Below are 18,231 nucleotides of genomic sequence, written 5' to 3'. Positions count from 1 at the left end.
GCCGTGTCAGTCGCGCCGTACGCCCGGCTCCCACAGCACCGTCACCGGAACGCCCGTCCGCCGTGCATACGCCACCACGTCCCCGGTACCGCCCAGGCCGCGGGCCGGACGGCCGTCCCAGACCGCGACCAGCCGGTCGGCGTGGTCGACGATCCAGCGGCCGGCCGCGTAGTACGCCTCCTCGTGCGTCGCCTCGGCGGGCAGCTCGACCCGGGCCGCGCAGAACCCCAGGATGCGGCGGTAGGCGGCCCGGGCGGCGGCGTCACCCAGGTGGGTCTCGTAGTCCATGCCGGGGATCACGGCCGTCACCGGGATCCCGCCGGACAGGGCGATGTCGGCGAAGAGCTGGTCGGCGCCGGCCGCGAGGCTGGTGAGCGCCTCCAGGCTCCCGCCGCCGCTGAGCTGCCGGCGCATGCCGGAGCGCACCGAGGGCAGCAGGGTGGCCGGGATCGAACGGTGCCCGGTGACACCGATCCGGGTGACGCCGGCCACGATACGTCCCCTTCCGCACGCCGTCGGTGAGCACCACCACCTTAGGGCGTGGTCCGCCGTGCCCGGGTCGAACGGACCACCGGCGCGGGGGCGCACGGGAGATCGCCGCGACGGGCGTCCACCTGGCCGTCGACGCCCCGGGTCTCATTCCGGACGCCAAGACCCGCGCGCGGCTGGTCCGCCTCGCTGGGCGCGGAGCCGGCACAGGTGGAGGTCGACGGGACGGCGTGCTACGTGCGGGCGGAGGACGCGGACGCACCGGCCGGCGCGAAGCCCTCGCAGAGGTACGGCTGCGGCCGGTTTCGACCAGTACGTGCTGGAGCCCGGCACCTCCGACACCCGGATCCCGCGGGCGGAGCGGCGGAAGGCGGTGAGCCGCACGTCCGGCCGGACCTCTCCGGTGGTGGTGCACCGGGGACGGGTGGGGGGCGTCCGGGAGTCCACGGACGGCACCGTGGACGTGCGGCTGTTCGGGGAGAGCCCGGAGGTGCCCAAGGAGGCGCTGGAGGCGGAGGCGGCGCACCTCGCCGCGTGCACCGGACAGGCGTCGGCGCTGTCGGTCCGTACGGTCTGAGCGGCACGCCCCGCGGAGGGAGGACGGCGGCGGGAGGACCTGGAGATCCTCGGCGGGACCGGCCGGGCCTTCGGGCGGCACGCGGGTCCGGTCTTCGGTGCGGTGAAGGCCGACGGCGGGACCGTTCCCGCCGCGCGCCGTTGTCGGGCGCACGTGCTGTCCCCGGCTGAGCGGAAGGAGACCTCGTGGGGACCGGCACCGCAGCAGCGCCCTCGGCTCACCACCGCACCGCCCGCGATCGCTCCGGCCGTCTCCGGGGCGCAGCCGAATCCACACCACCGACCGACGCTGACGCCCCAGCAGCCCCGGCTCACGGACACGCATGTGACCCCGCGAACGGGGGATGTCGCGGGGTCACCTCCGCAGCGTACCGCGCGCGAGGCCCCTCCCAGGACGGCTGCGTCTGTTTGCGGGCTCAGTTCTTGCGGCCCACCGCGCCGAACATGGCGACCTCGGGCAGCTCACCTCCGGTGGTGTCGGGACGCCAGTGGTTGCAGGAGACCACGCCGGGTGTCAGCACCTCCAGCCCGTCGAAGAACCGGGCGACGGAGCCGGGAGTGCGCTGGGTCAGTTTCGGGGTGCCGTGCTCGTTCCAGAAAGCCACTGCGGCGTCGACGTCGGGCATGTCCGGCCGCGTGATGGTGTGCGACAGGACCAGGAAGCTGCCCTTCGGCAGGTGATCCATGAAACGCCGTACGATCCCGTACGCCTCCTGATCGTCCTCGATGAAGATGACGACGCCGAGGAGCATCAGTGCCACGGGCTCACTCAGGTCCAGGGTGCGCGCGGCCTGCTCCAGAATGGAGTCGACATCGCGCAGATCCTCGTCGAGATAGTCGGTGCGGCCCTCGGGACTGCTGTTGAGCAGGGCGGCGGCGTGGGCGAGGACGATCGGGTCGTTGTCGACATAGACGATGCGGGACTCGGGCGCGACGCTCTGGGCAACCTGGTGCGTGTTGTCCGCGGTGGGCAGTCCGGTGCCGACGTCGAGGAACTGCCGTATGCCCTGCTCACCCGCGAGGTGCCGCACCGCCCGCCCCAGGAACTGCCGGTCCGCCTGGGCGTAGTCCCCGATCCCCGGGTGCAGCCGGCGGATCTGGTCTCCCGCCTGCTGGTCGACCTCGTAGTTGTCCTTGCCTCCCAGCCAGTAGTTCCAGATACGGGCCGTGTGCGGCTGGTCCGTCCTGATCCTCTTGCTCAGCTCGCCGAAGGCGGCGCTCTCGGTCACGTGATGCCCTCCAAGTCGGACCGTTGATCACTCAAAAAGCAATCTAACGGCGGGAGTTGGAAGGGACGACCATTTCGGCCGCGGACCGGCGGACGAAGTCGGCGCTCCACGCGATCGGGTTGCGTGCGCGACGAGGGCGGAGATGCCGGCGCAGTTCGACGATCTCGGCTTGAAGGCGGCGGTCGCGTCGCCCGTGACGCCGAGCCAGCCGCCGAGGGTGGCCGCGGCGATCACCAGGACCACGGGGACGAAGACGCCGGAGATCCGGTCGGTGAGCCGCTGCACCTCGGCCTTGCCGTTCTGCGCGTCCTCGACGAGCTTCGCCATCCGCGCGAGCCGGGTGTCGGCGCCGACCCGGGTCGCCTCGACGACCAGCCGTCCGCCGGCGTTCACGGTGGCGCCGGTGACGGCGTCGCCGACCGTCACGTCCACCGGTACCGACTCGCCGGTCAGTATGGAGGCGTCCACGGCCGAACCGCCCTCGACGACGGTGCCGTCGGTGGCGATCTTCTCGCCGGGACGTACGACGAACCGGTCACCGACCGCCAACTGGCCGACGAAGATGCGCACTTCTGTGCCGTCATGCAGTACGGAGACGTCCCGGGCGGTCAGGTCCCGCGCGCCGACGGCGCAGCCGCTCCAGGGACAGCTCCTCTTCCTCGAGCTCGGCAAGGGTGAACTTGGCGTCGCGGCTCTCCTTGGCGATCTCGGTCTCGAACTTGCCGCAGTCGGCGAGGAGTTCGGTCCGGTCCGCTGAGCGGGCGGCGGTGAACAGCTCCTGGAGGCGGGCGGCGTCCTCGGGGCCGGAACGGCTCGGCGGGCAGTTTGACCACGAGAACGAGCCGGTGACCACACGATCCATTGTCCGCACAGCGGAGAATGCAGCAGTCGTTGCTTTCTCCACCGCAAGAGGCCGTTGGTGCCCACCTCCCGGCAGGGTGGACGCGCGACGACGGCAGTGGGTGGGGGCCAGGCGGTGGGCTGTGGACTGCTCGCGGCCCGGCTCAGTCGGCCGGATGAGCGCGCCAGTCGACCGACACGAGTGGCGGCGAAGTGACGCGGCACCGCCTGATGCACGGCCCTCGGGCCCCGCTCGCTCGGAGCCGGCCGGCCACGCCCGGACTGTCCGACCGGATCGAGCACGTCGTCCTCCCAGCCGGCACCGTCGGGATCGTCCAGCCCGGCCCGCACTCAGCGCCTGGCACAGTTCGGCCGCGCTCGGCGCCTCCGTGGCCGGGGCGAAGGGGGCGACGCCGTCGAGCGGGACGGTGGGTGATCCAGCCATGCCCCACCGGGCCGCTTCCGCCTCGTCGGCACAAGCGGTGTGACCGCCGAGACCGTCCGCTGCCACGAGCAGGTCGGCCTCACCCTCGCCGAGATCCCCGGGCAGGAGGGCGCAGCACTCGGAACGGCCGGTGCGGCGGGTACCGCGGCGGCGCCTTCCAGCAGCCGGTTCATGCGCTCGAACAGTCGTCGAAATCGGCGGTGACGGGTTCGCCTCCGCGAGTGTGAGCAGGACGACATGCAGACCCGGGCCCCTCGTCGGACACTGGGGTCAGGGCGGTGGCCGCAGGCGTACTGAACCGGGGTGCGACGGCCATGGACCACGGCACAACCCACTCTTCCGGTGCGACGGACGTCGTCGGCACGGGGTCCGTGTTCGGCGCGCCGCGCTGGGTGAGCCTTACCAGTCGCGACCCCGACCCCCGGTTCACGGTGGCCTCGCGCCGGCGGCGCTGACGTCCTGCCGGGATGCCATGGGTGCCCGTACGACGTAGGTGAAAGCACCAGGTAACAGGAAGCGACGGAAAGCCGGAGGGTGACCGCGGCCGACACCGACAAGGGTCCGGCCCAAGCCCGCACACAGTGGAGAGCAGAACGATGACGATTGCCAAGGACATCATGTCCCCCGGAGCCCAGTGGATTCCCCGCACCGAGACGCTGGACCGCGCCGCGCAGATGATGAGGGACCACGAGGTGGGGGCGCTGCCGGTCAGCGACCCGAACAACAACGACCGGATGTGCGGCATCATCACGGACCGTGACATCGTAGTGAAGTGCATCGCCGCAGGTCACGATCCCGCGCAGGTTACGTGCGGTGACCTGTGCGAGGGCACGCCGCGCTGGATCGACGCCGACTCCGATGTCTCCGATGTCCTGCGTGAGATGGAGGATCACCGGATCAAGCGCCTTCCGGTGATCGAGAACAAGCACATGATCGGCATGATCAGCGAGACGGACATCGCTCGCCACCTCACCGACGACCAGCTCACCGAGTTCGTCCATCGCGTGTACGCGAGCTGATCCCGAAGGACCGGCACACCTGAGCGGGGCCGCCCGGCGGACGGAAGGCTCTGGGTCTCGGTCGAGGACCATGACGTCCCAGCACCCTCCGCCGCCTCAGGGCCCCGCTCCGACGCCCGGCCCGTACCGAACCGTGGTCCACCGGCACCACGTGCACGCATTGCGCCGTCCCTTCCTGACGCGTCCCGGCGGTGAAGGCCGCGCTCGGGCCGATGCAGTCGGTCCCGACCCAGGTGTACGCCAGGGCGAACAAGGGCGGGATGTACACCCCAAGGCCCCTTCAGCCAGGCCCACTCCCGCGTGCTGACGCACATGGCCGATGCACCTGGGCGTACGGCAGGACGGCAGTCGAGGAGGTCGCGGAGCCGTGGTTCATCGAACCGGGTGAGGAAGCCGGTGACCTCCGATGACGTACGCCGCCGTGAGCGCGCCGAGCCATCCGGGTCTGATCCGCGAGCGGAACGAGGACGGCCTGGTCGTCGGGGTGTGGACCCTGTGCGCCACCGTCACCGAGAACCCGCAGACGCTGGTGTTCCCGCTCGGTACGCCGCTCGTCGTCGCGGTCGCCGACGGGCTCGGCGGCCGGCCCGGCGGCGAGGTGGCCGGTGCCCCGGTCGTCCACCGGCTCGCCACGACCGGGCCTCGTCCGACCGATGAGGACGAGGCCCGCGCGGCACTGCACGCCTGCAACCGCGCGGTGCACGCGGCCGCACGCAACGACGGTGACGGACAGGCCACGATGGGCACGACCGTCGCGGGCGCCGTCGTCCTGCCCCGGTCGCTGCCGGCGCTCAACGTGGGCGACGGCCGGGTCTTCGCGGCACCCCGGGACGGACTGCTCCAGGTCAGCGTGGACGACAACCCACCGCCCGAACCCGGGCGGCGCACCACCTCCCTCGTGACCCAGTCCCTCGACGGCACGGCGGGATACCGCGCCATCACCCCCCATGTGACGGCCGCTCCCCTCTCCCCCGGCGACAGGTACCTGATCTGCACCGACGGTTTGACCGACCCACTGCCGAACGATGTCCTCGACGGCCTGCTGCGGGAGTACGACGACGGACGGGCCGCCTTCGAACTGTGGAAGGCCGCCGTCGAGGCCGGCGGACCCGACAGCATCACGCTCGCCGTGGTACGCATCACGGACCAGTAGCCACCCCCGGTCCGGACACCGCGCGCCGTCGTGCTTCCCGATGTCGCGTTGTCCGACGGAATGCCGGCAGTCCGACGGACCGCAGGGCTCACAAGGGGAAGCCGTACTGCCCTCGCAGGCGGACGAAATGAGCGGGCGTGACTGTCCGCCGGCGCTCCAGTCCCGTCGCGGTACGCAGGAAGGACACGACCTGTTCCCGGCCGCCCGGTCCGATGGGCTGTACGAGGCGGCCGCCGAGACGCAGTTGCCCGGCCAGCGGGGCAGGAACCTCGGGGAACGCGGCGGACACGATGATCGCGTCGTACGGAGCGCGGTCCTGCACGCCGCCGCTGCCGTCCCCGGTGCGCAGCTCAACGTTCCGAACGCCCTGACGGGCGAGGTTGCGTCGTGCCTGACGTGCGATGTCCGGCCACATCTCGACGGTCACGACGTCGGCGGCCAGCCGGGCCAGTAGCGCGGTCTGGAAGCCGATCCCGGTACCGATCTCGAGGACGTGCTCGTCCCCGCTCAGGTCAAGGCCCTCGATCATCATGGCCGACAGCGAGGGCTGCGTGGTCACCTGTCCGTGCCCGATCGGAATGGGCACGTCCTGGTAGGCGTGCGCTTGGTGGCCGGTGGGGACGAATGCCTCTCGGGGCGTCGCTCGTACGGCCTGGAGCAGGCGCTCGTCACTGATGCCGACCGCTCGGACGGCCCGCACGAGACCCTCGGGTGAAGAGGCGGCTTCCCTCATGTCCACTGCCTTCCGTGCGATGACCGGAGAGTGGGCGTGCCGCCGGGCTCACGGCCGGTGCGAGAGCCTGAGCCGTGGCTCACCTGGTCCGGCGCCGCCCGTAGCCGTTCGGAGTCCTGGTCACGGCACCGTCGCTCACGCACTCGCCTCGACCTCTCGCTGCACGGGCCCTCCTGACTTCCAGTACACCCGCAGGCCCACGGCTTCACGCGCCGGAGCGACTGGAAAACGGTTCGAGGCCATCCCCACCCTTGGTCCCAGGAAAGCGATGGCACTCCACGAGAACCTGCACATCTCCTCGGGGACCGTCCCCAAGGCTCGGGCAGCCAGGCCCCACCGTATCGAGATCGAGGACGTATCCTCCGCGATCAACCAGATCGTCCGGATCAAGGGCGTCCTCGACAGGCTCACCCAGCAGTAGGGCGTGCACGCGGTACTCAGCGAGGTCGACGACATCCTCGCCGTCGTCACCTCGGGCGTCGTCCGGTGACACGCCCTCGACAGTGATCGCCGTCAAGAAGGACGACCCGGAGCACCAGGTGCGGCTCGGCTCCCTCGGCTGAGCGTCACCGGTCCGCGTAGTCCTCCACCAGGTTGCCGATGAGCGAGAGCAGGGCGTCGGCGCGGTGCCGGTCCTCGCGCTGGGCGCGCAGGGCCTGGTGGATCTCCCGGAGCCGGGCCAGGGCGGCCGGGTTCCGTTCCCTCACCTCGTCGAGCAGCGGCGTGGTGACGACGTCCAGGCATTCGGTGAACACGAGCCGGGTGGCCGGGACGGGAGGAGCCGGGTCGGGGGCGGCGAAGCCGGTGGTCAGATACCGGACGGGATCCGTGAGGCTCCAGCCGACGACGGTGCCGTGCTGGATCAGGAGCGCCACGTCGGCGGCGATGCCGACGCGGGCCTCCAGAGGCTCGTCGAGGACGTCGAGGTCGCGCAGGCAGGTCAGCACGGTGTCCCCGGGGGCGCGGCAGAGCTCAGAGGTCACCTCCAGGCGGAAGTCCCGGGCCTCGTCAGCGCGGAGACCGCCCGGGTGGACGAGGGGTGTGGCGGGAACGCGGGCAGAGTCCTCGGCATCGGCGGCCTCAACACCGGGGATCTGAAACTCGGCGCCGACCAGTTCCCGGCCGACCCGGTCGAACCGGAGCTCGTCAGGCGTGTCCCACAGCCACGGCTGGCTGCCGAAGGTGTCCAGAAGGAACCGCCCGCGTTCCTCGACGTTTGCGTACGTCGCGATGCGCACACGGAAGTCCCGAAAATCGAAACGTGGGGTGATGTGCAGCGGATCGCCCGTCACCGTCGCGGTCCAGTCGTCGTCGAGAGTGAGTCTCACGGTGAATGCCGCCTCGTCGGATCTGTACGCCCGGAGCCATGTAGCCGTTCTTGGCTGGAATCCTGCCCTCCACTACGTCTGTGTGGGTAATCGGCGCACCCGGGTCGGTGGGCAGGCCGCCCAGTGCCTTTGCCCCGGAGTCGCCCTTGATGCCCGAAGGGCCGTATGCCCTGACGGCGTTGCCCGGTCCAGAACCGGGACCTCGTGCGACCACGAGGTCCTCCCCCTGCCGGAAAAGGAGGTTTCCGGCGCCACCTGTCGAGTGGTAAACCGCGTCCGGGTTCTTCAGGATCTCCAGAACCCGTTCGTCGGTGAAGCCGTGCTTGGTGTCTCCGTGGTACTCGCCGTCCTTCCTCATCCGGCCCCCTCGAGCTCTCTCGATGACCTCGTCCGCGATCTGGGCCAGCCGGCCGTCCGCGTTCCATTCCAGCCGGGTGACCGCGCCCACCGGGTCGGTGACGCGGACCGGGCGGCCGAGCCCGTCCCGCTCGGTGCGGATGGTGGCGCCGGACGGGCCGGTCACCGCCACGGTCAGCCCCGCCGCGTCGCACACCACACGGGCCGTGTCCCCGAGGGCGTCGGTGACCGAGGTAAGCCGGCCGGCGTCGTCGTAGGCGGTGCGGGTGGTGTGTCCGGCCGGATCGGTGAGCGTGGTGCGGTTGCCGCGCTCGTCGTACGCGTAGGTCGTGCGGGTGCCGTCCGGCCCCACGACTTCCGTCGGCAGCCCGAGAGGGCCGCGCACGACGCGCGGTTCGCTTCCGTCGGGATGTTCCCGTTCTTCGCGCTCATCGACACCGGCAGCTTCGGCCACCTTCTCCTCGCGGTCACCGTGGGCCTGGTGCTGCACGGCGCGATGTACGCCCCGAAGGCCGCCTTCTTCTCCGAGATGTCCGCGACCCGGATGCGCTACTCCGGCGCCTCCATCTGCGCCCGGCTCGCCTCCGTGGCCGCGGGCGCGCCCGCCCCGCTGACCGCCACCGCCCTGCTCTCCGGCTACGGCAGCTCCACCTGGATCGCCCTGTATGTGATCGCTGCGGCCGTGCTGACACTGATCGCGGTCGGCGTGGCCAAGGAGACCCGGCACCGCGACCTCATCGCCGTCGAGGGCTCCGAGGGCGCCGAGCCGAAGGCCGCCAGGGCCACCGGAGCGCGTACCGTCTGATCCCCTGTCGCTTCTCCCCGGCCCCCGTACGCGCGCGTACGAGGGTCAGCTCTGCGTTGCCGGTGCCGACAAGCAGTGCAGGCGCAGGGCGAGTTGGATCTCCAGGGCGCGGGCAGGGGTCTGCCAGTCGTCGCCGAGCAGACGGCCGACGCGCTCCAGGCGCTGGGCGACGGTGTTCACGTGGACGTGCAGCTCGTCCTTGGTGCGGGCCGGGCTCATGCCGGAGGCGAAGTACGCCTCCAGGGTGCGTATGAGATCCGTGCCGCGGCGCTCGTCGTAGGCGACGACCCGGCCGATGGTGCGGTCGACGAAGCCGGCGATGTCCCGGTCGCCGGCCAGCAGCAGGCCGAGGAAGCCGAAGTCCTGGGCGGCGGCGCCGTCGCCGGTGCGGCCGAGCAGGCGCAGGGCCTCGAGGCAGCGCCGGGCCTCCGCGTAGGCGGCCGTGACGGTGTCGGGGTGGGCGGTCAGGTTCTCGACGGGGGCGGAGGCGCCGACGGTGACCACCTCGTTGACGCCGGTGCCGAGGTGGCGGGCGGTGCGGCGGGCCAGCTCCGTCGCGCTGTCCCCGCGGCGCAGGGGCAGCAGCAGGACCGTGCCGCCGTCGCGGGCGGCGGCCAGGCCCTGCCGGGTGGCGGCCAGATGGGAGGCCGCGGACCACAGACGGCGGCGGGCGGCGGCCTCCTGCTCGGCGTCGGCGGCCGGGGCGTCGAGGCGGGCGGCGAGCACGACGTGCGTGGCGTCGAGGTCGGCGTGCAGCCGGGCGGCGCGCTCGCGCAGCAGGCGGGGGTCTCGGTCGCGGGCGTCCAGGAGGTCGTCCAGCAGTTCGCCGCGGACGCGCTGTTCGGCCTCGGCGGCGGACCGTCTGGCGAGCAGCAGCAGCGAGGTGACCATCGCGGCCCGCTCCAGTGTGCGCTGGTCGACGGGGTCGAGGCCGGGGTGGCCGCGCAGCACGAGAGCGCCGAGCAGTTCGCCGCCCGCGGCGACGGCGGCGATCCAGTCCTGCCCGTGCCGCACCGCGTGCCCCTCGGCCCGGGAGGCCTCCAGGGCGTCGGCGGGTGCGGCGGTGGCCTCGGTGAAGTCGACGGTGCCGTCGAGCACCTCGGAGACGGCGGCGGCCACGTCGTGGACTCCGCCGCCGCGCAGGACGAGTTCGGCGAGCCGGTCGTGGACGTCCGAGGCGCGCTCGATGACCGCGCTGCGGTCGCGGATGATCTCGTTGGCCCGCTCCAGGTCGGCGAGGGCGGAACGGGTCTCGGTGAGCAGGTTGGCGCTGTCGATGGCGGCCGCGGCGAGAGCCGCGAAGGAGCCGAGCAGCGCGATCTGCTCGCGCTCGAAGACCCGAGCCCGCCGGTCGGCCGCGAACAGCACGCCGATCACGTGCGGCCCGAGCATGAGCGGCACCCCGAGGATGGCGATCAGGCCCTCGTCCTGTACGCCCGCGTCGATGGTGCCGGTGTGCTGGAAGCGGGCGTCCTTGAAGTAGTCGTCGGTGACGTAGGGGCGGGCCGTCTGCGCGACCAGGCCGCCGAGCCCTTCCCCCATGCCCAGGCGCAGCTGCTGGAAGCGGGCCGCCACGGAGCCCTCGGTGACGCGCATGCAGGTGTCGCCGCGGGCGGGGTCGTTGAGAGTGAGGTAGGCGACGTCCGTGCCGAGCAGGGAGCGGGCGCGCTGCACGATGGCCTGCAGCACCGCGTCCAGGTCGCGCAGGCCGGCCAGGTCGTGGGCGGTCTCGAACAGCGCCGACAGTTCCGCCTCGCGCCGCCTTCGTCCATCCAGCTCCGCGCGCACACGCAGCGCGAGCAGCCGGGCGCGTTCGAGCGCGTCGATCCACTCGGCCGGCCGGCCCTCGGCGCGGGCGAGCAGCACGGGCTGTTCGTACGCGGCGGTGGGCGCGCCCCGGACCAGCAGCTCGAGAAAGGGCGCTTCGGCGCTCCCGCCCGCTGCGTCGCCGGTGGCCGGCCCCGTGTCGGCGGCGGGGTGTTCGATGGACCGCACGTGATCGCTGGACATGCTCACAGGATCACCCATCGCCCGGTTCCCGTGGGGAGCCTGTGGAAAACTCCGGAGCGAGCGGGCACCGGGACGGTGGTCAGTGCGCGCTCCAGCCGCCGTCCAGCACCAGCGAGGTGCCGGTGACGGCAGAGGCGTGCGGGCCGCACAGGTATGCCACGGCCTCGGCGACCTCCTCGGGTTCGAGCAGCCGTTTGACCGCGCTGTCCTGCAGCAGCACCTCGGACAGCACGCGCTCCTCGGAGATGCCGTGGGCCCGCGCCTGGTCGGCGAGCTGCCTCTCGACCAGGGGCGTGCGTACGTAGCCGGGGTTCACGCAGTTGGAGGTGACGCCGTGCGGGGCGCCTTCGAGGGCGGTGGTCTTGGACAGTCCCTCCAGGCCGTGCTTGGCGGCCACGTACGCCGACTTGTAGGCGGAGGCGCGCAGGCCGTGCACCGAGGAGATGTTGACGATCCGGCCCCACCCCTGCCTGTACATGTGCGGCAGGGCGCCGCGGATGAGCCGGAACGGCGCCTCCAGCATCACGGTGAGCACGGTGTGGAAGACCTCGGGCGGGAACTCCTCGATGGGACGCACCAGTTGCAGTCCGGCGTTGTTGACGAGCACGTCGGTGCCGACGGCCGCCTCCTCGGCGGCGTCGAGGTCGGTGAGGTCGAGGACCCGCGGTTCGAGGGTGCCGGCCAGTGGGCCCGCCTGCTCGGCGAGCGCGTCCAGGCCCGCCGCGTCCCGGTCGACGGCTCCGACCTTCGCCCCGGCGGCGGCCAACCGCAGCGCGCAGGCGCGGCCGATGCCGCTCGCGGCGCCGGTGACGAGCGCGGTACGGCCGCCGAGGTCGAGCGAGGGAGCGTGGGGGGCGGGGAGGGGGCTGGGCGAGGTCATAGGTCGACCCTAGGCAGCGCTCCCACCTCCCCCCATGTGGGCGCGTCCCATATTTCAGCCAGATTCCGTAGGGTCGAACCACGTGGGTGCATCGGACATGGCCTGCTTGATCCGGAACAGGCCGAACTCGTTCAGGTCGGGCAGCGCGTCCACGGCGAACCAGCCCACCTCCAGCGACTCGTCGTCGTTGACCCGTGCCTCGCCGCCCACGGCACGGCAGCGGAAGGTGATGTCCATGTACTGGCAGATGTCGCCGTTGGTGTAGGTGACAGGGGCCAGCGCCTGGACGAGGACCACCCGCTCCGCGACGCAGCGCACCGCGGTCTCCTCGTGGACCTCGCGCACGGCGCAGGCGGCCGGCTGCTCGCCCGGCTCCGGGATGCCGCCGATCACCGACCACCTGCCGGTGTCGGAGCGGCGGCCCAGCAGCACTCTGCCCTCGTCGTCGAAGACGATGGCGGTGACCCCGGGGAGCCACAGCAGCTGGCTGCCGGCGGTGGCCCGGATCGTGCGGATGAAGTCAGGAGTGGCCATGGAGCGACCCTAACGGGCGAGCCCCCGGTGATCGCGCGGTTCGGGGGGCGTGCCTCCGGCGTACGGTCATGCGTCCTGGGCGCGCCGCCCGCGCAGCCCGGCGCCGATCGCCCAGCCCAGGCCGCCGGCGGCGACCAGCACCAGGGCGATCTCCGGCAGGACGCCCAGCCGGGTGGCGGGCGTCTCGGAGGAGCGCAGCGGCACCTTCTGGACCAGGTGGGCGGGCACGAACATGCCGGTCTTCTGGGTGATCCGACCGTCGGGCATGATGATCGCGCTGACGCCGCTGGTCACCGGGACGGTGACGGTACGGCTGTGCTCGACCGCGCGGATCCGGGACATGGCGAGCTGCTGGTAGGTCATCTCGCTGCGGTCGAAGGTCGCGTTGTTGCTCGGCACGGAGATCATCTGCGCGCCGCCTGTGACCGTGTCGCGCACCGCCCAGTCGAAGGCGGCCTCGTAGCAGGTGGCGAGGCCCACCTTGGCGCCGTCGATGGTGAACACGCCCGGCTCGCTGCCCCTGCTGAAGTCCTGCCGGACCATCGACGTCCAGTCCTTGTTGATCGCCCCGAGCAGCGGGCGCAGCGGCAGGTACTCGCCGAACGGCTGGACCTGTCGCTTGTCGTACGTCTGGGTGGGCCCCTGGACGGGATCCCACAGGATCTGCTCGTTGAGCAGCTTGCCGTCCCGTTCCACGACACCGCCGACGGAGACCGGCGCCCCGATCGCCTTGGCGGCCTGGTTGATGACGGCGCGCGCGTCGGGGTTGGCGAAGGGGTCGATGTCGGAGGAGTTCTCCGGCCACAGCACGAAGTCCGGCCTCGCGGCCTTGCCCGCCTTCACCTCCTGGGCCAGCCGCTCCGTCTCGCGCGCGTGGTGGTCGAGGACGGCACGCCGCTGGGCGTTGAAGTCCAGGCCCGCGCGCGGCACGTTGCCCTGGATGACGGCGACGGTCGCGGTGCCGTTCTCGGCCTTGTCGCTCACCAGGGGCCGGGCGGCCACCGCGCCCGCCACCGGGACGGCGACGCTCAGCAGGGCAGCGGCGGCGGCCGAGCGCCGTACCGCGCGGGTGCGCCGCCCCCGCACCGCCAGGCGTACGGCCTCGTACAGGCCGAAGCCGCACAGGGCGACCGCGAAGCCCAGCACCGGTGTGCCGCCCACCGCGGCCAGCGGCAGGAACACTCCGTCCGCCTGTCCGAAGGCGATCTTGCCCCAGGGGAAGCCCCGGAACGGCACGCGTGCGCGTACCGCCTCACCGGCGATCCACACGGCCGCCGCCCACACCGGCCAGACGGGCAGCCTGGAGACCGCGGCCACGCCCACGCCCACCAGGGCGACGAAGACCGCCTCCACCGCGGCGAGCGCCAGCCACGGGCCGGCGCCGACCTCCACCCCGGTCCACACCAGCAGCGGCAGCAGGAAGCCGAGGCCGAAGAGGTAGCCGAGACCGAGCGCCGCCTTCCAGGCGCGCCCGCGCAGCGTCCAGCCGAGGACCGCGAAGGCGGGCAGGGCCAGCCACCACAGGGGGCGCGGCGGGAAGCTGACGTAGAGGAGCAGGCCGGACAGCGCCGCGGCTGCGGCGGGCACGAGTCGGACGAGCCGCGCACGCCAGGGCGCGGGCGCTGCCTGCGGTCGCAGCCGGTCCGACTCGTCGACGGAAGTTGCGGTGACGGTCACCCCGGGAGTCTACGGCCGGTCACCGGGGCGCCGGCAGCGTGATCAGGCCCGGCCGGAAACCGTCGGATGCATCCGGTCCTTGATCACGCGGACCGCCGACTCCGCGTCGTCGATCGTGACCGTGAACGTGTGGCCGTCCCACAGACGCAGGACGACGCCCTCGCCACGCCGTACGACGACCGCGGTGCCCTTCTCGGGCCGCCAGCGGTAGCCCCAGCCGCCCCAGTGGCGCGGGGTGACGTGCGGGGCGAACTCGGCGCCCGCGACGTGGGAGAGCGGGATACGGCGGCGCGGCAGGCCCATGTGCCCGCAGCGCACCTCCAGGGCCTCCTTGTCGACGCGCAGCGCCACGTGCACGAAGGCGAGGGTGCCGAAGAGGACCAGCAGACCGGCCGCGATGCAGCCCACGACGGACATCACCAGCGGGGCGATGCCGGAATTCCAGGCGGAGTCGACGGCGAGCTCGATGCCGAGGGCCATGCAGGCGGCGCCGGCGAGCGCCAGCAGCCACTGGATCCGGTTGGTGGCGCGTCCGGTCCACACCTCGGGATGGGTGCTGTTCTCGCGATGGGGGTGGTCCCTCATATTCATGAGGTTACCCAGGTTTCGCCGAGCGGGTGACGCGTCGTGGGTGACCGTGCCGTCAGCGGACGGGGGCGGCCTGCTGGAGGAGGCGGCCTTCCGCGTAGGCCAGGGCGGGCGCGGGCAGGGCGCCCTCCTGTCCGTTCAGCAGGACGGTCACGGTGCCCTCGGCCGGAGCCTCGGGCTCGGGACGGGCGCCGATCCGGCGCAGTGCCTGGGTGGCGACGGCGCCCGCGGAGCCGTGCAGGGCCAGCGGGGGGCGGTCCGGCCGCTGCACGGCGGCCCGGACGCGGTCGGCGACCAGTTCGTAATGGGTGCAGCCCAGGACGACGGTCGTCACACCCTCGGGGGTCAGCGCGGCGGCCGCGAGGACGGCCTCGTCGATCGCCGCCTGGTCCGCGTGTTCCACGGCCTCGGCAAGACCCCAGCAGGGCACCTCGGCGACCGGCACGCCACCGGCGAACTCGCGGATGAGGTTCTGCTGGTAGGGACTGCCCGTGGTGGCGGGTGTCGCCCAGATGGCGACGGGGCCGCCGCCGGCCGCGGCCGGTTTGATCGCGGGTACCGTGCCGATGACCGGCAGATCCGGTTCGAGACGGGCCCGCAGGGCGGTCAGGGTGTGCACGGTCGCGGTGTTGCAGCCGACGATCAGGGCGTCCGGGCGACGGGCGGCGGCGGCCTCGGCGACGGCCAGGGCTCGCTCGGTCAGGTCCTCCAGCGTGCGCAAACCCCAGGGCATGCCCGCGGGGTCCAGGGAGAGCACGAGATCTGCGTCGGGGCGCAGGCGCCGTACCGCGGCGGTGGCCGCCAGCAGCCCGATCCCGGAGTCCATGAGCGCGATCTTCACCCGGCCACGATAGACGATCCCCTCGAACCGGCCACCCGGGTGGGGCAGACTGCGCGGGTGAGCGTGATCGTGTGGAGTGCCGTCGGATCACTCGCCGCCTGGCTGTGGCTGCTGCTCGGCCAGGGCTTCTTCTGGCGTACGGACGTCAGGCTGCCGCCCCGCGAGGACCCGGCCCCGGACGACTGGCCGACGGTGTGCGTCGTCGTCCCCGCGCGGGACGAGGCCGCCGTGCTGCCCGCGAGCCTGCCCTCACTGCTCGCGCAGGACTACCCGGGGCGGGCCGAGGTCTTCCTGATCGACGACGGCAGCACCGACGGCACCGGGGAGCTGGCCCGGGAACTCTTCCGACGGCACGGCGGGCTGCCGTTGACCGTGGCCTCGCCGGGCGAGCCGCCCGCCGGCTGGACGGGCAAGCTGTGGGCCGTACGGCACGGCATCGGCCTGGCACGCGCGCGCGTACCCGAGTACCTGCTCCTGACGGACGCGGACATCGCCCACGCCCCGGACAGCCTGCGCCATCTGGTGGCGGCGGCGCGCACCGGGGGCTTCGACGTCGTCTCGCAGATGGCCCGGCTGCGGGTGGAGACCTGGTGGGAACGGCTCGTCGTGCCGGCCTTCGTCTATTTCTTCGCGCAGCTGTACCCCTTCCGCCGGATCGGCCGCAGGGGCGCGCGGACGGCGGCGGCCGCGGGCGGCTGCGTGCTGCTGCGCACCGAGGCCGCCGAGCGGGCGCGGATCCCGGACGCGATCCGGCAGGCGGTGATCGACGACGTGGCCCTCGCGCGGGCCGTCAAGGGCGGCGGTGGGCACATCTGGCTGGGTCTCGCCGAGCGGGTGGACAGCGTGCGCCCCTATCCGCTCCTGCGCGACCTGTGGCGGATGGTCTCGCGCAGCGCCTACGCGCAGCTGCGCCACAACCCGCTGGTGCTGCTCGGCACGGTGGCCGGACTGGCGCTGGTGTACCTGGTGCCGCCGGTGGCGCTGGCCGTGGGCCTGGCGGCGGGCAGCGCGGTGGCGGCGCTCGTCGGGGGTCTGGCGTGGCTGGTGATGACGGCGACGTACGTCCCGATGCTCCGCTACTACCGCCGACCGCTGTGGCTCGCTCCCCTGCTGCCGTTCACCGCGCTCCTGTATCTGCTGATGACGGTCGACTCGGCGGTGCAGCACTACCGGGGGCGGGGTGCGGCCTGGAAGGGCCGCACGTACGCGCGTCCGGACGCCGTGCCCGACGAGGGGTGACCGGCGCGTGGCCGCTCACTTACGGCCGGGGGTCCAGTTCATGCCCCAGCCGTAGGCGCGGTCGATCGTCCGCTGCGGGCTCACCCCGCGTTCGGGCACCAGGTAGCGGGCCTCGCGCTGGACGACGAGGTCGCCGCCGGTGTTGGTGATCAGGGCGAGCGCGCACACCGTCGAAGGGACGGTGCACTCGTCGAGGGAGAAGTCGACCGGGGCCCCGTGCTGCGGCTGGAGGGTGACCGTGGCGTGCAGGTCGGCGAAGGAGCGGGCGCCTTCGTAGATGGTCACGAAGACGAGGATGCGCCGGAAGTCCTGTCTGTGGTCGAGGTTGATCGTGAGGTTCTCGCCCTCCGTGACCGCGCCGGTGCGGTCGTCGCCGTCGAGGTGGATGTACGGCGGCTGGTGGAGCGAGCCGAACGCGTTGCCGAGGGCCTGGACGACGCCCTTGCGGCCGTCCGACAGTTCGTACAGGGCGCACAGGTCGAGATCGAGGTCCCTGTGCATGGCGACCGCCCGGCCGCGCTTGCTGCCCCAGCCGGAGAACTGTTTGCGCATCTGCCAGTTGAGGTTGACGCGCATGGCGCCGGAGGTGCCGCCCTGCTTGGTCAGCGACACGGAGGGGGCCGCCTTGGTGAGCGTCACCTTGCTCAGGCGGACAGCGGGCGCGGAGGGTGCCTGCGGCGCGGGCGTGGCGGGCGGCGGCGTGGTGACCGGGGGCGCCACCGACGGCGGAGGGGGCACAGGAGGTACGGCCGGGGGCGGTGGCTGCGGGGATCCCGCCGGGGGCCGCGGCGCGTGCTGCGGCTCGTCCACCGTGATACCGAAGTCCGTGGCCAGGCCCTCCAGACCGCTGCTGTAGCCCTGGCCCACGGCACGGAACTTCCAGGCACCCTGACGGCGGTAGAACTCGCCCAGCACGAACGCCGTCTCCACGCTCGCGCCCGTGCTGTCGAAGCGCGCGGCCACCGTGCCCTGGGCGGCGTCCCGCACCTCGACGTACAGGCCGGGCACCTGGCCGAAGGTGCCGCCGTCCGCCGAGGCGGCCAGCACCACGGTCTCGATCGCGGGCTCCACGCGCGTGAGGTCGACGAGCAGTGTGTCGGTGACCCGGTCGCCGGCGGTCCGCTTGCCCTCGTGCCGGACCGCGCCGGAGGAGTGTGCGGGCTGGTTGTAGAAGACGAAGTCCATGTCCGAGCGGACCTTGCCGCCCACCAGCAGCAGCGCCGAGGCGTCCGCGTCCGGGACACCGGCCCCCGACCGCCATCCCACCTCGATGCGCAGGGCCGTGGCGGGCACCGGCGTGTTCGACCCCTTCGGCATGGACATGCTTGCCCCCATCGTGTGTCGGCCAGGCCGTGTCCCGGCAGTCTCGCATGAGGAGGACCGGAACGCGCCTGGCCAACCGCCGGTAACCCGCCTCGGAGCTCGGCCTTTACACCCGACCGCACCTTGATCGCCGCCCTAGTTGTCCAAGTTCACTCGCATTAGTGA

17 protein-coding genes and 2 pseudogenes are annotated in these 18,231 nt (G+C 72.5%); 6 read left to right on the top strand and 13 right to left on the bottom strand.

Annotation, left to right across the window (positions count from 1 at the left end; all coding sequences use genetic code 11):
• Window positions 1–6 precede the first annotated feature (6 nt).
• On the bottom strand, window positions 7–492 hold the full coding sequence (locus ACX25U_RS33385) for a hypothetical protein (RefSeq protein ID WP_454385574.1): 486 nt from the start codon (window positions 490–492) through the stop codon (window positions 7–9).
• Between the two features lie 313 nt (window positions 493–805).
• On the opposite strand from ACX25U_RS33385, the gene ACX25U_RS33380 reads away from it, so the two are divergent.
• Window positions 806–1,066, top strand: a complete 261-nt coding sequence (locus tag ACX25U_RS33380; protein ID WP_454385573.1) for a hypothetical protein — start codon at window positions 806–808, stop codon at window positions 1,064–1,066.
• Window positions 1,067–1,481: 415 nt separating this feature from the next.
• Here ACX25U_RS33380 and ACX25U_RS33375 read toward each other — a convergent pair whose 3' ends face one another.
• From ACX25U_RS33375 to ACX25U_RS33365, 3 genes and pseudogenes are all read right to left on the bottom strand, one after another.
• A complete protein-coding gene (locus tag ACX25U_RS33375; protein ID WP_454385572.1) occupies window positions 1,482–2,294 on the bottom strand; it encodes an SAM-dependent methyltransferase in 813 nt (270 codons plus the stop codon).
• Between the two features lie 171 nt (window positions 2,295–2,465).
• Window positions 2,466–2,906: pseudogene (locus ACX25U_RS33370) on the bottom strand (P-type ATPase); the annotation flags it as partial.
• A complete protein-coding gene (locus tag ACX25U_RS33365) occupies window positions 2,875–3,156 on the bottom strand; it encodes a Chromate resistance protein ChrB (RefSeq protein ID WP_454385571.1) in 282 nt (93 codons plus the stop codon). The pseudogene ACX25U_RS33370 and the gene ACX25U_RS33365, both read right to left, overlap by 32 nt.
• A 1,019-nt stretch (window positions 3,157–4,175) precedes the next feature.
• Between ACX25U_RS33365 and ACX25U_RS33360 the strand changes: the two genes are divergently transcribed.
• Together ACX25U_RS33360 and ACX25U_RS33355 are read left to right on the top strand one after the other, a co-directional pair.
• Window positions 4,176–4,598, top strand: coding sequence for a CBS domain-containing protein (locus ACX25U_RS33360; protein WP_454385569.1), 423 nt, complete (start codon window positions 4,176–4,178; stop codon window positions 4,596–4,598).
• Window positions 4,599–5,004: 406 nt separating this feature from the next.
• Window positions 5,005–5,751 (top strand): PP2C family protein-serine/threonine phosphatase, encoded by a 747-nt coding sequence (locus ACX25U_RS33355; protein WP_454385567.1) that lies wholly within the window; start codon window positions 5,005–5,007, stop codon window positions 5,749–5,751.
• Window positions 5,752–5,839: 88 nt separating this feature from the next.
• Here the strand turns inward: ACX25U_RS33355 and ACX25U_RS33350 are convergent, their stop codons facing one another.
• Complete coding sequence (locus ACX25U_RS33350; protein WP_454385565.1) at window positions 5,840–6,484, bottom strand: protein-L-isoaspartate(D-aspartate) O-methyltransferase; 645 nt, start codon at window positions 6,482–6,484, stop codon at window positions 5,840–5,842.
• 268 nt (window positions 6,485–6,752) lie between these two features.
• Between ACX25U_RS33350 and ACX25U_RS33345 the strand changes: the two genes are divergently transcribed.
• Window positions 6,753–6,905 carry a hypothetical protein gene (locus ACX25U_RS33345; RefSeq protein ID WP_454385563.1) on the top strand — a complete coding sequence of 51 codons (153 nt, stop codon included), beginning with the start codon at window positions 6,753–6,755 and terminating at the stop codon, window positions 6,903–6,905.
• 145 nt (window positions 6,906–7,050) lie between these two features.
• Here the strand turns inward: ACX25U_RS33345 and ACX25U_RS33340 are convergent, their stop codons facing one another.
• A complete protein-coding gene (locus tag ACX25U_RS33340) occupies window positions 7,051–7,812 on the bottom strand; it encodes a hypothetical protein (RefSeq protein WP_454385562.1) in 762 nt (253 codons plus the stop codon).
• A gap of 766 nt (window positions 7,813–8,578) precedes the next feature.
• On the opposite strand from ACX25U_RS33340, the pseudogene ACX25U_RS33335 reads away from it, so the two are divergent.
• Window positions 8,579–8,974 (top strand): annotated as a pseudogene (locus ACX25U_RS33335) (MFS transporter); the annotation flags it as partial.
• A 45-nt stretch (window positions 8,975–9,019) separates the two neighbouring features.
• Here the strand turns inward: ACX25U_RS33335 and ACX25U_RS33330 are convergent.
• From ACX25U_RS33330 to ACX25U_RS33305, 6 genes are all read right to left on the bottom strand, one after another.
• Window positions 9,020–10,984 carry a helix-turn-helix domain-containing protein gene (locus ACX25U_RS33330; protein WP_454385560.1) on the bottom strand — a complete coding sequence of 655 codons (1,965 nt, stop codon included), beginning with the start codon at window positions 10,982–10,984 and terminating at the stop codon, window positions 9,020–9,022.
• A gap of 79 nt (window positions 10,985–11,063) precedes the next feature.
• The gene (locus ACX25U_RS33325; RefSeq protein WP_454385559.1) at window positions 11,064–11,864 is read right to left on the bottom strand and encodes a 3-hydroxybutyrate dehydrogenase; all 801 of its coding nucleotides are present in this window, start codon (window positions 11,862–11,864) and stop codon (window positions 11,064–11,066) included.
• Window positions 11,865–11,918: 54 nt separating this feature from the next.
• A complete protein-coding gene (locus ACX25U_RS33320; protein ID WP_454385557.1) occupies window positions 11,919–12,398 on the bottom strand; it encodes an NUDIX hydrolase in 480 nt (159 codons plus the stop codon).
• Window positions 12,399–12,464: 66 nt separating this feature from the next.
• The gene (lnt, locus tag ACX25U_RS33315) at window positions 12,465–14,075 is read right to left on the bottom strand and encodes an apolipoprotein N-acyltransferase (protein ID WP_454385555.1); all 1,611 of its coding nucleotides are present in this window, start codon (window positions 14,073–14,075) and stop codon (window positions 12,465–12,467) included.
• Window positions 14,076–14,117: 42 nt separating this feature from the next.
• Complete coding sequence (locus ACX25U_RS33310) at window positions 14,118–14,660, bottom strand: hypothetical protein (RefSeq protein ID WP_454385554.1); 543 nt, start codon at window positions 14,658–14,660, stop codon at window positions 14,118–14,120.
• 58 nt (window positions 14,661–14,718) lie between these two features.
• Window positions 14,719–15,504, bottom strand: coding sequence for a glutamate racemase (locus ACX25U_RS33305; protein WP_454385552.1), 786 nt, complete (start codon window positions 15,502–15,504; stop codon window positions 14,719–14,721).
• Window positions 15,505–15,543: 39 nt separating this feature from the next.
• Between ACX25U_RS33305 and ACX25U_RS33300 the strand changes: the two genes are divergently transcribed.
• Window positions 15,544–16,743 (top strand): glycosyltransferase, encoded by a 1,200-nt coding sequence (locus ACX25U_RS33300; protein WP_454385550.1) that lies wholly within the window; start codon window positions 15,544–15,546, stop codon window positions 16,741–16,743.
• A gap of 15 nt (window positions 16,744–16,758) precedes the next feature.
• Here ACX25U_RS33300 and ACX25U_RS33295 read toward each other — a convergent pair whose 3' ends face one another.
• Window positions 16,759–18,060 carry a TerD family protein gene (locus ACX25U_RS33295; protein WP_454394628.1) on the bottom strand — a complete coding sequence of 434 codons (1,302 nt, stop codon included), beginning with the start codon at window positions 18,058–18,060 and terminating at the stop codon, window positions 16,759–16,761.
• Window positions 18,061–18,231: the final 171 nt, after the last annotated feature.

The organism is Streptomyces sp. JNUCC 63 (genome assembly GCF_054366325.1).
The sequence above is the reverse complement of the archived record's forward strand: the minus strand, read 5'-3'. Positions and strand labels throughout refer to the sequence as shown.

Bases quoted from the DNA above. Each gene is read 5' to 3' on its own strand.
- ACX25U_RS33365 (WP_454385571.1), bottom strand. From the start codon at position 3,156: ATGGATCGTGTGGTCACCGGCTCGTTCTCGTGGTCAAACTGCCCGCCG.
- ACX25U_RS33360 (WP_454385569.1), top strand. From the start codon at position 4,176: ATGACGATTGCCAAGGACATCATGTCCCCCGGAGCCCAGTGGATTCCC.
- ACX25U_RS33355 (WP_454385567.1), top strand. From the start codon at position 5,005: ATGACGTACGCCGCCGTGAGCGCGCCGAGCCATCCGGGTCTGATCCGC.
- ACX25U_RS33350 (WP_454385565.1), bottom strand. From the start codon at position 6,484: ATGAGGGAAGCCGCCTCTTCACCCGAGGGTCTCGTGCGGGCCGTCCGA.
- ACX25U_RS33345 (WP_454385563.1), top strand. From the start codon at position 6,753: ATGGCACTCCACGAGAACCTGCACATCTCCTCGGGGACCGTCCCCAAG.
- ACX25U_RS33330 (WP_454385560.1), bottom strand. From the start codon at position 10,984: ATGTCCAGCGATCACGTGCGGTCCATCGAACACCCCGCCGCCGACACG.
- ACX25U_RS33325 (WP_454385559.1), bottom strand. From the start codon at position 11,864: ATGACCTCGCCCAGCCCCCTCCCCGCCCCCCACGCTCCCTCGCTCGAC.
- ACX25U_RS33320 (WP_454385557.1), bottom strand. From the start codon at position 12,398: ATGGCCACTCCTGACTTCATCCGCACGATCCGGGCCACCGCCGGCAGC.
- ACX25U_RS33310 (WP_454385554.1), bottom strand. From the start codon at position 14,660: ATGAGGGACCACCCCCATCGCGAGAACAGCACCCATCCCGAGGTGTGG.
- ACX25U_RS33295 (WP_454394628.1), bottom strand. From the start codon at position 18,060: ATGCCGAAGGGGTCGAACACGCCGGTGCCCGCCACGGCCCTGCGCATC.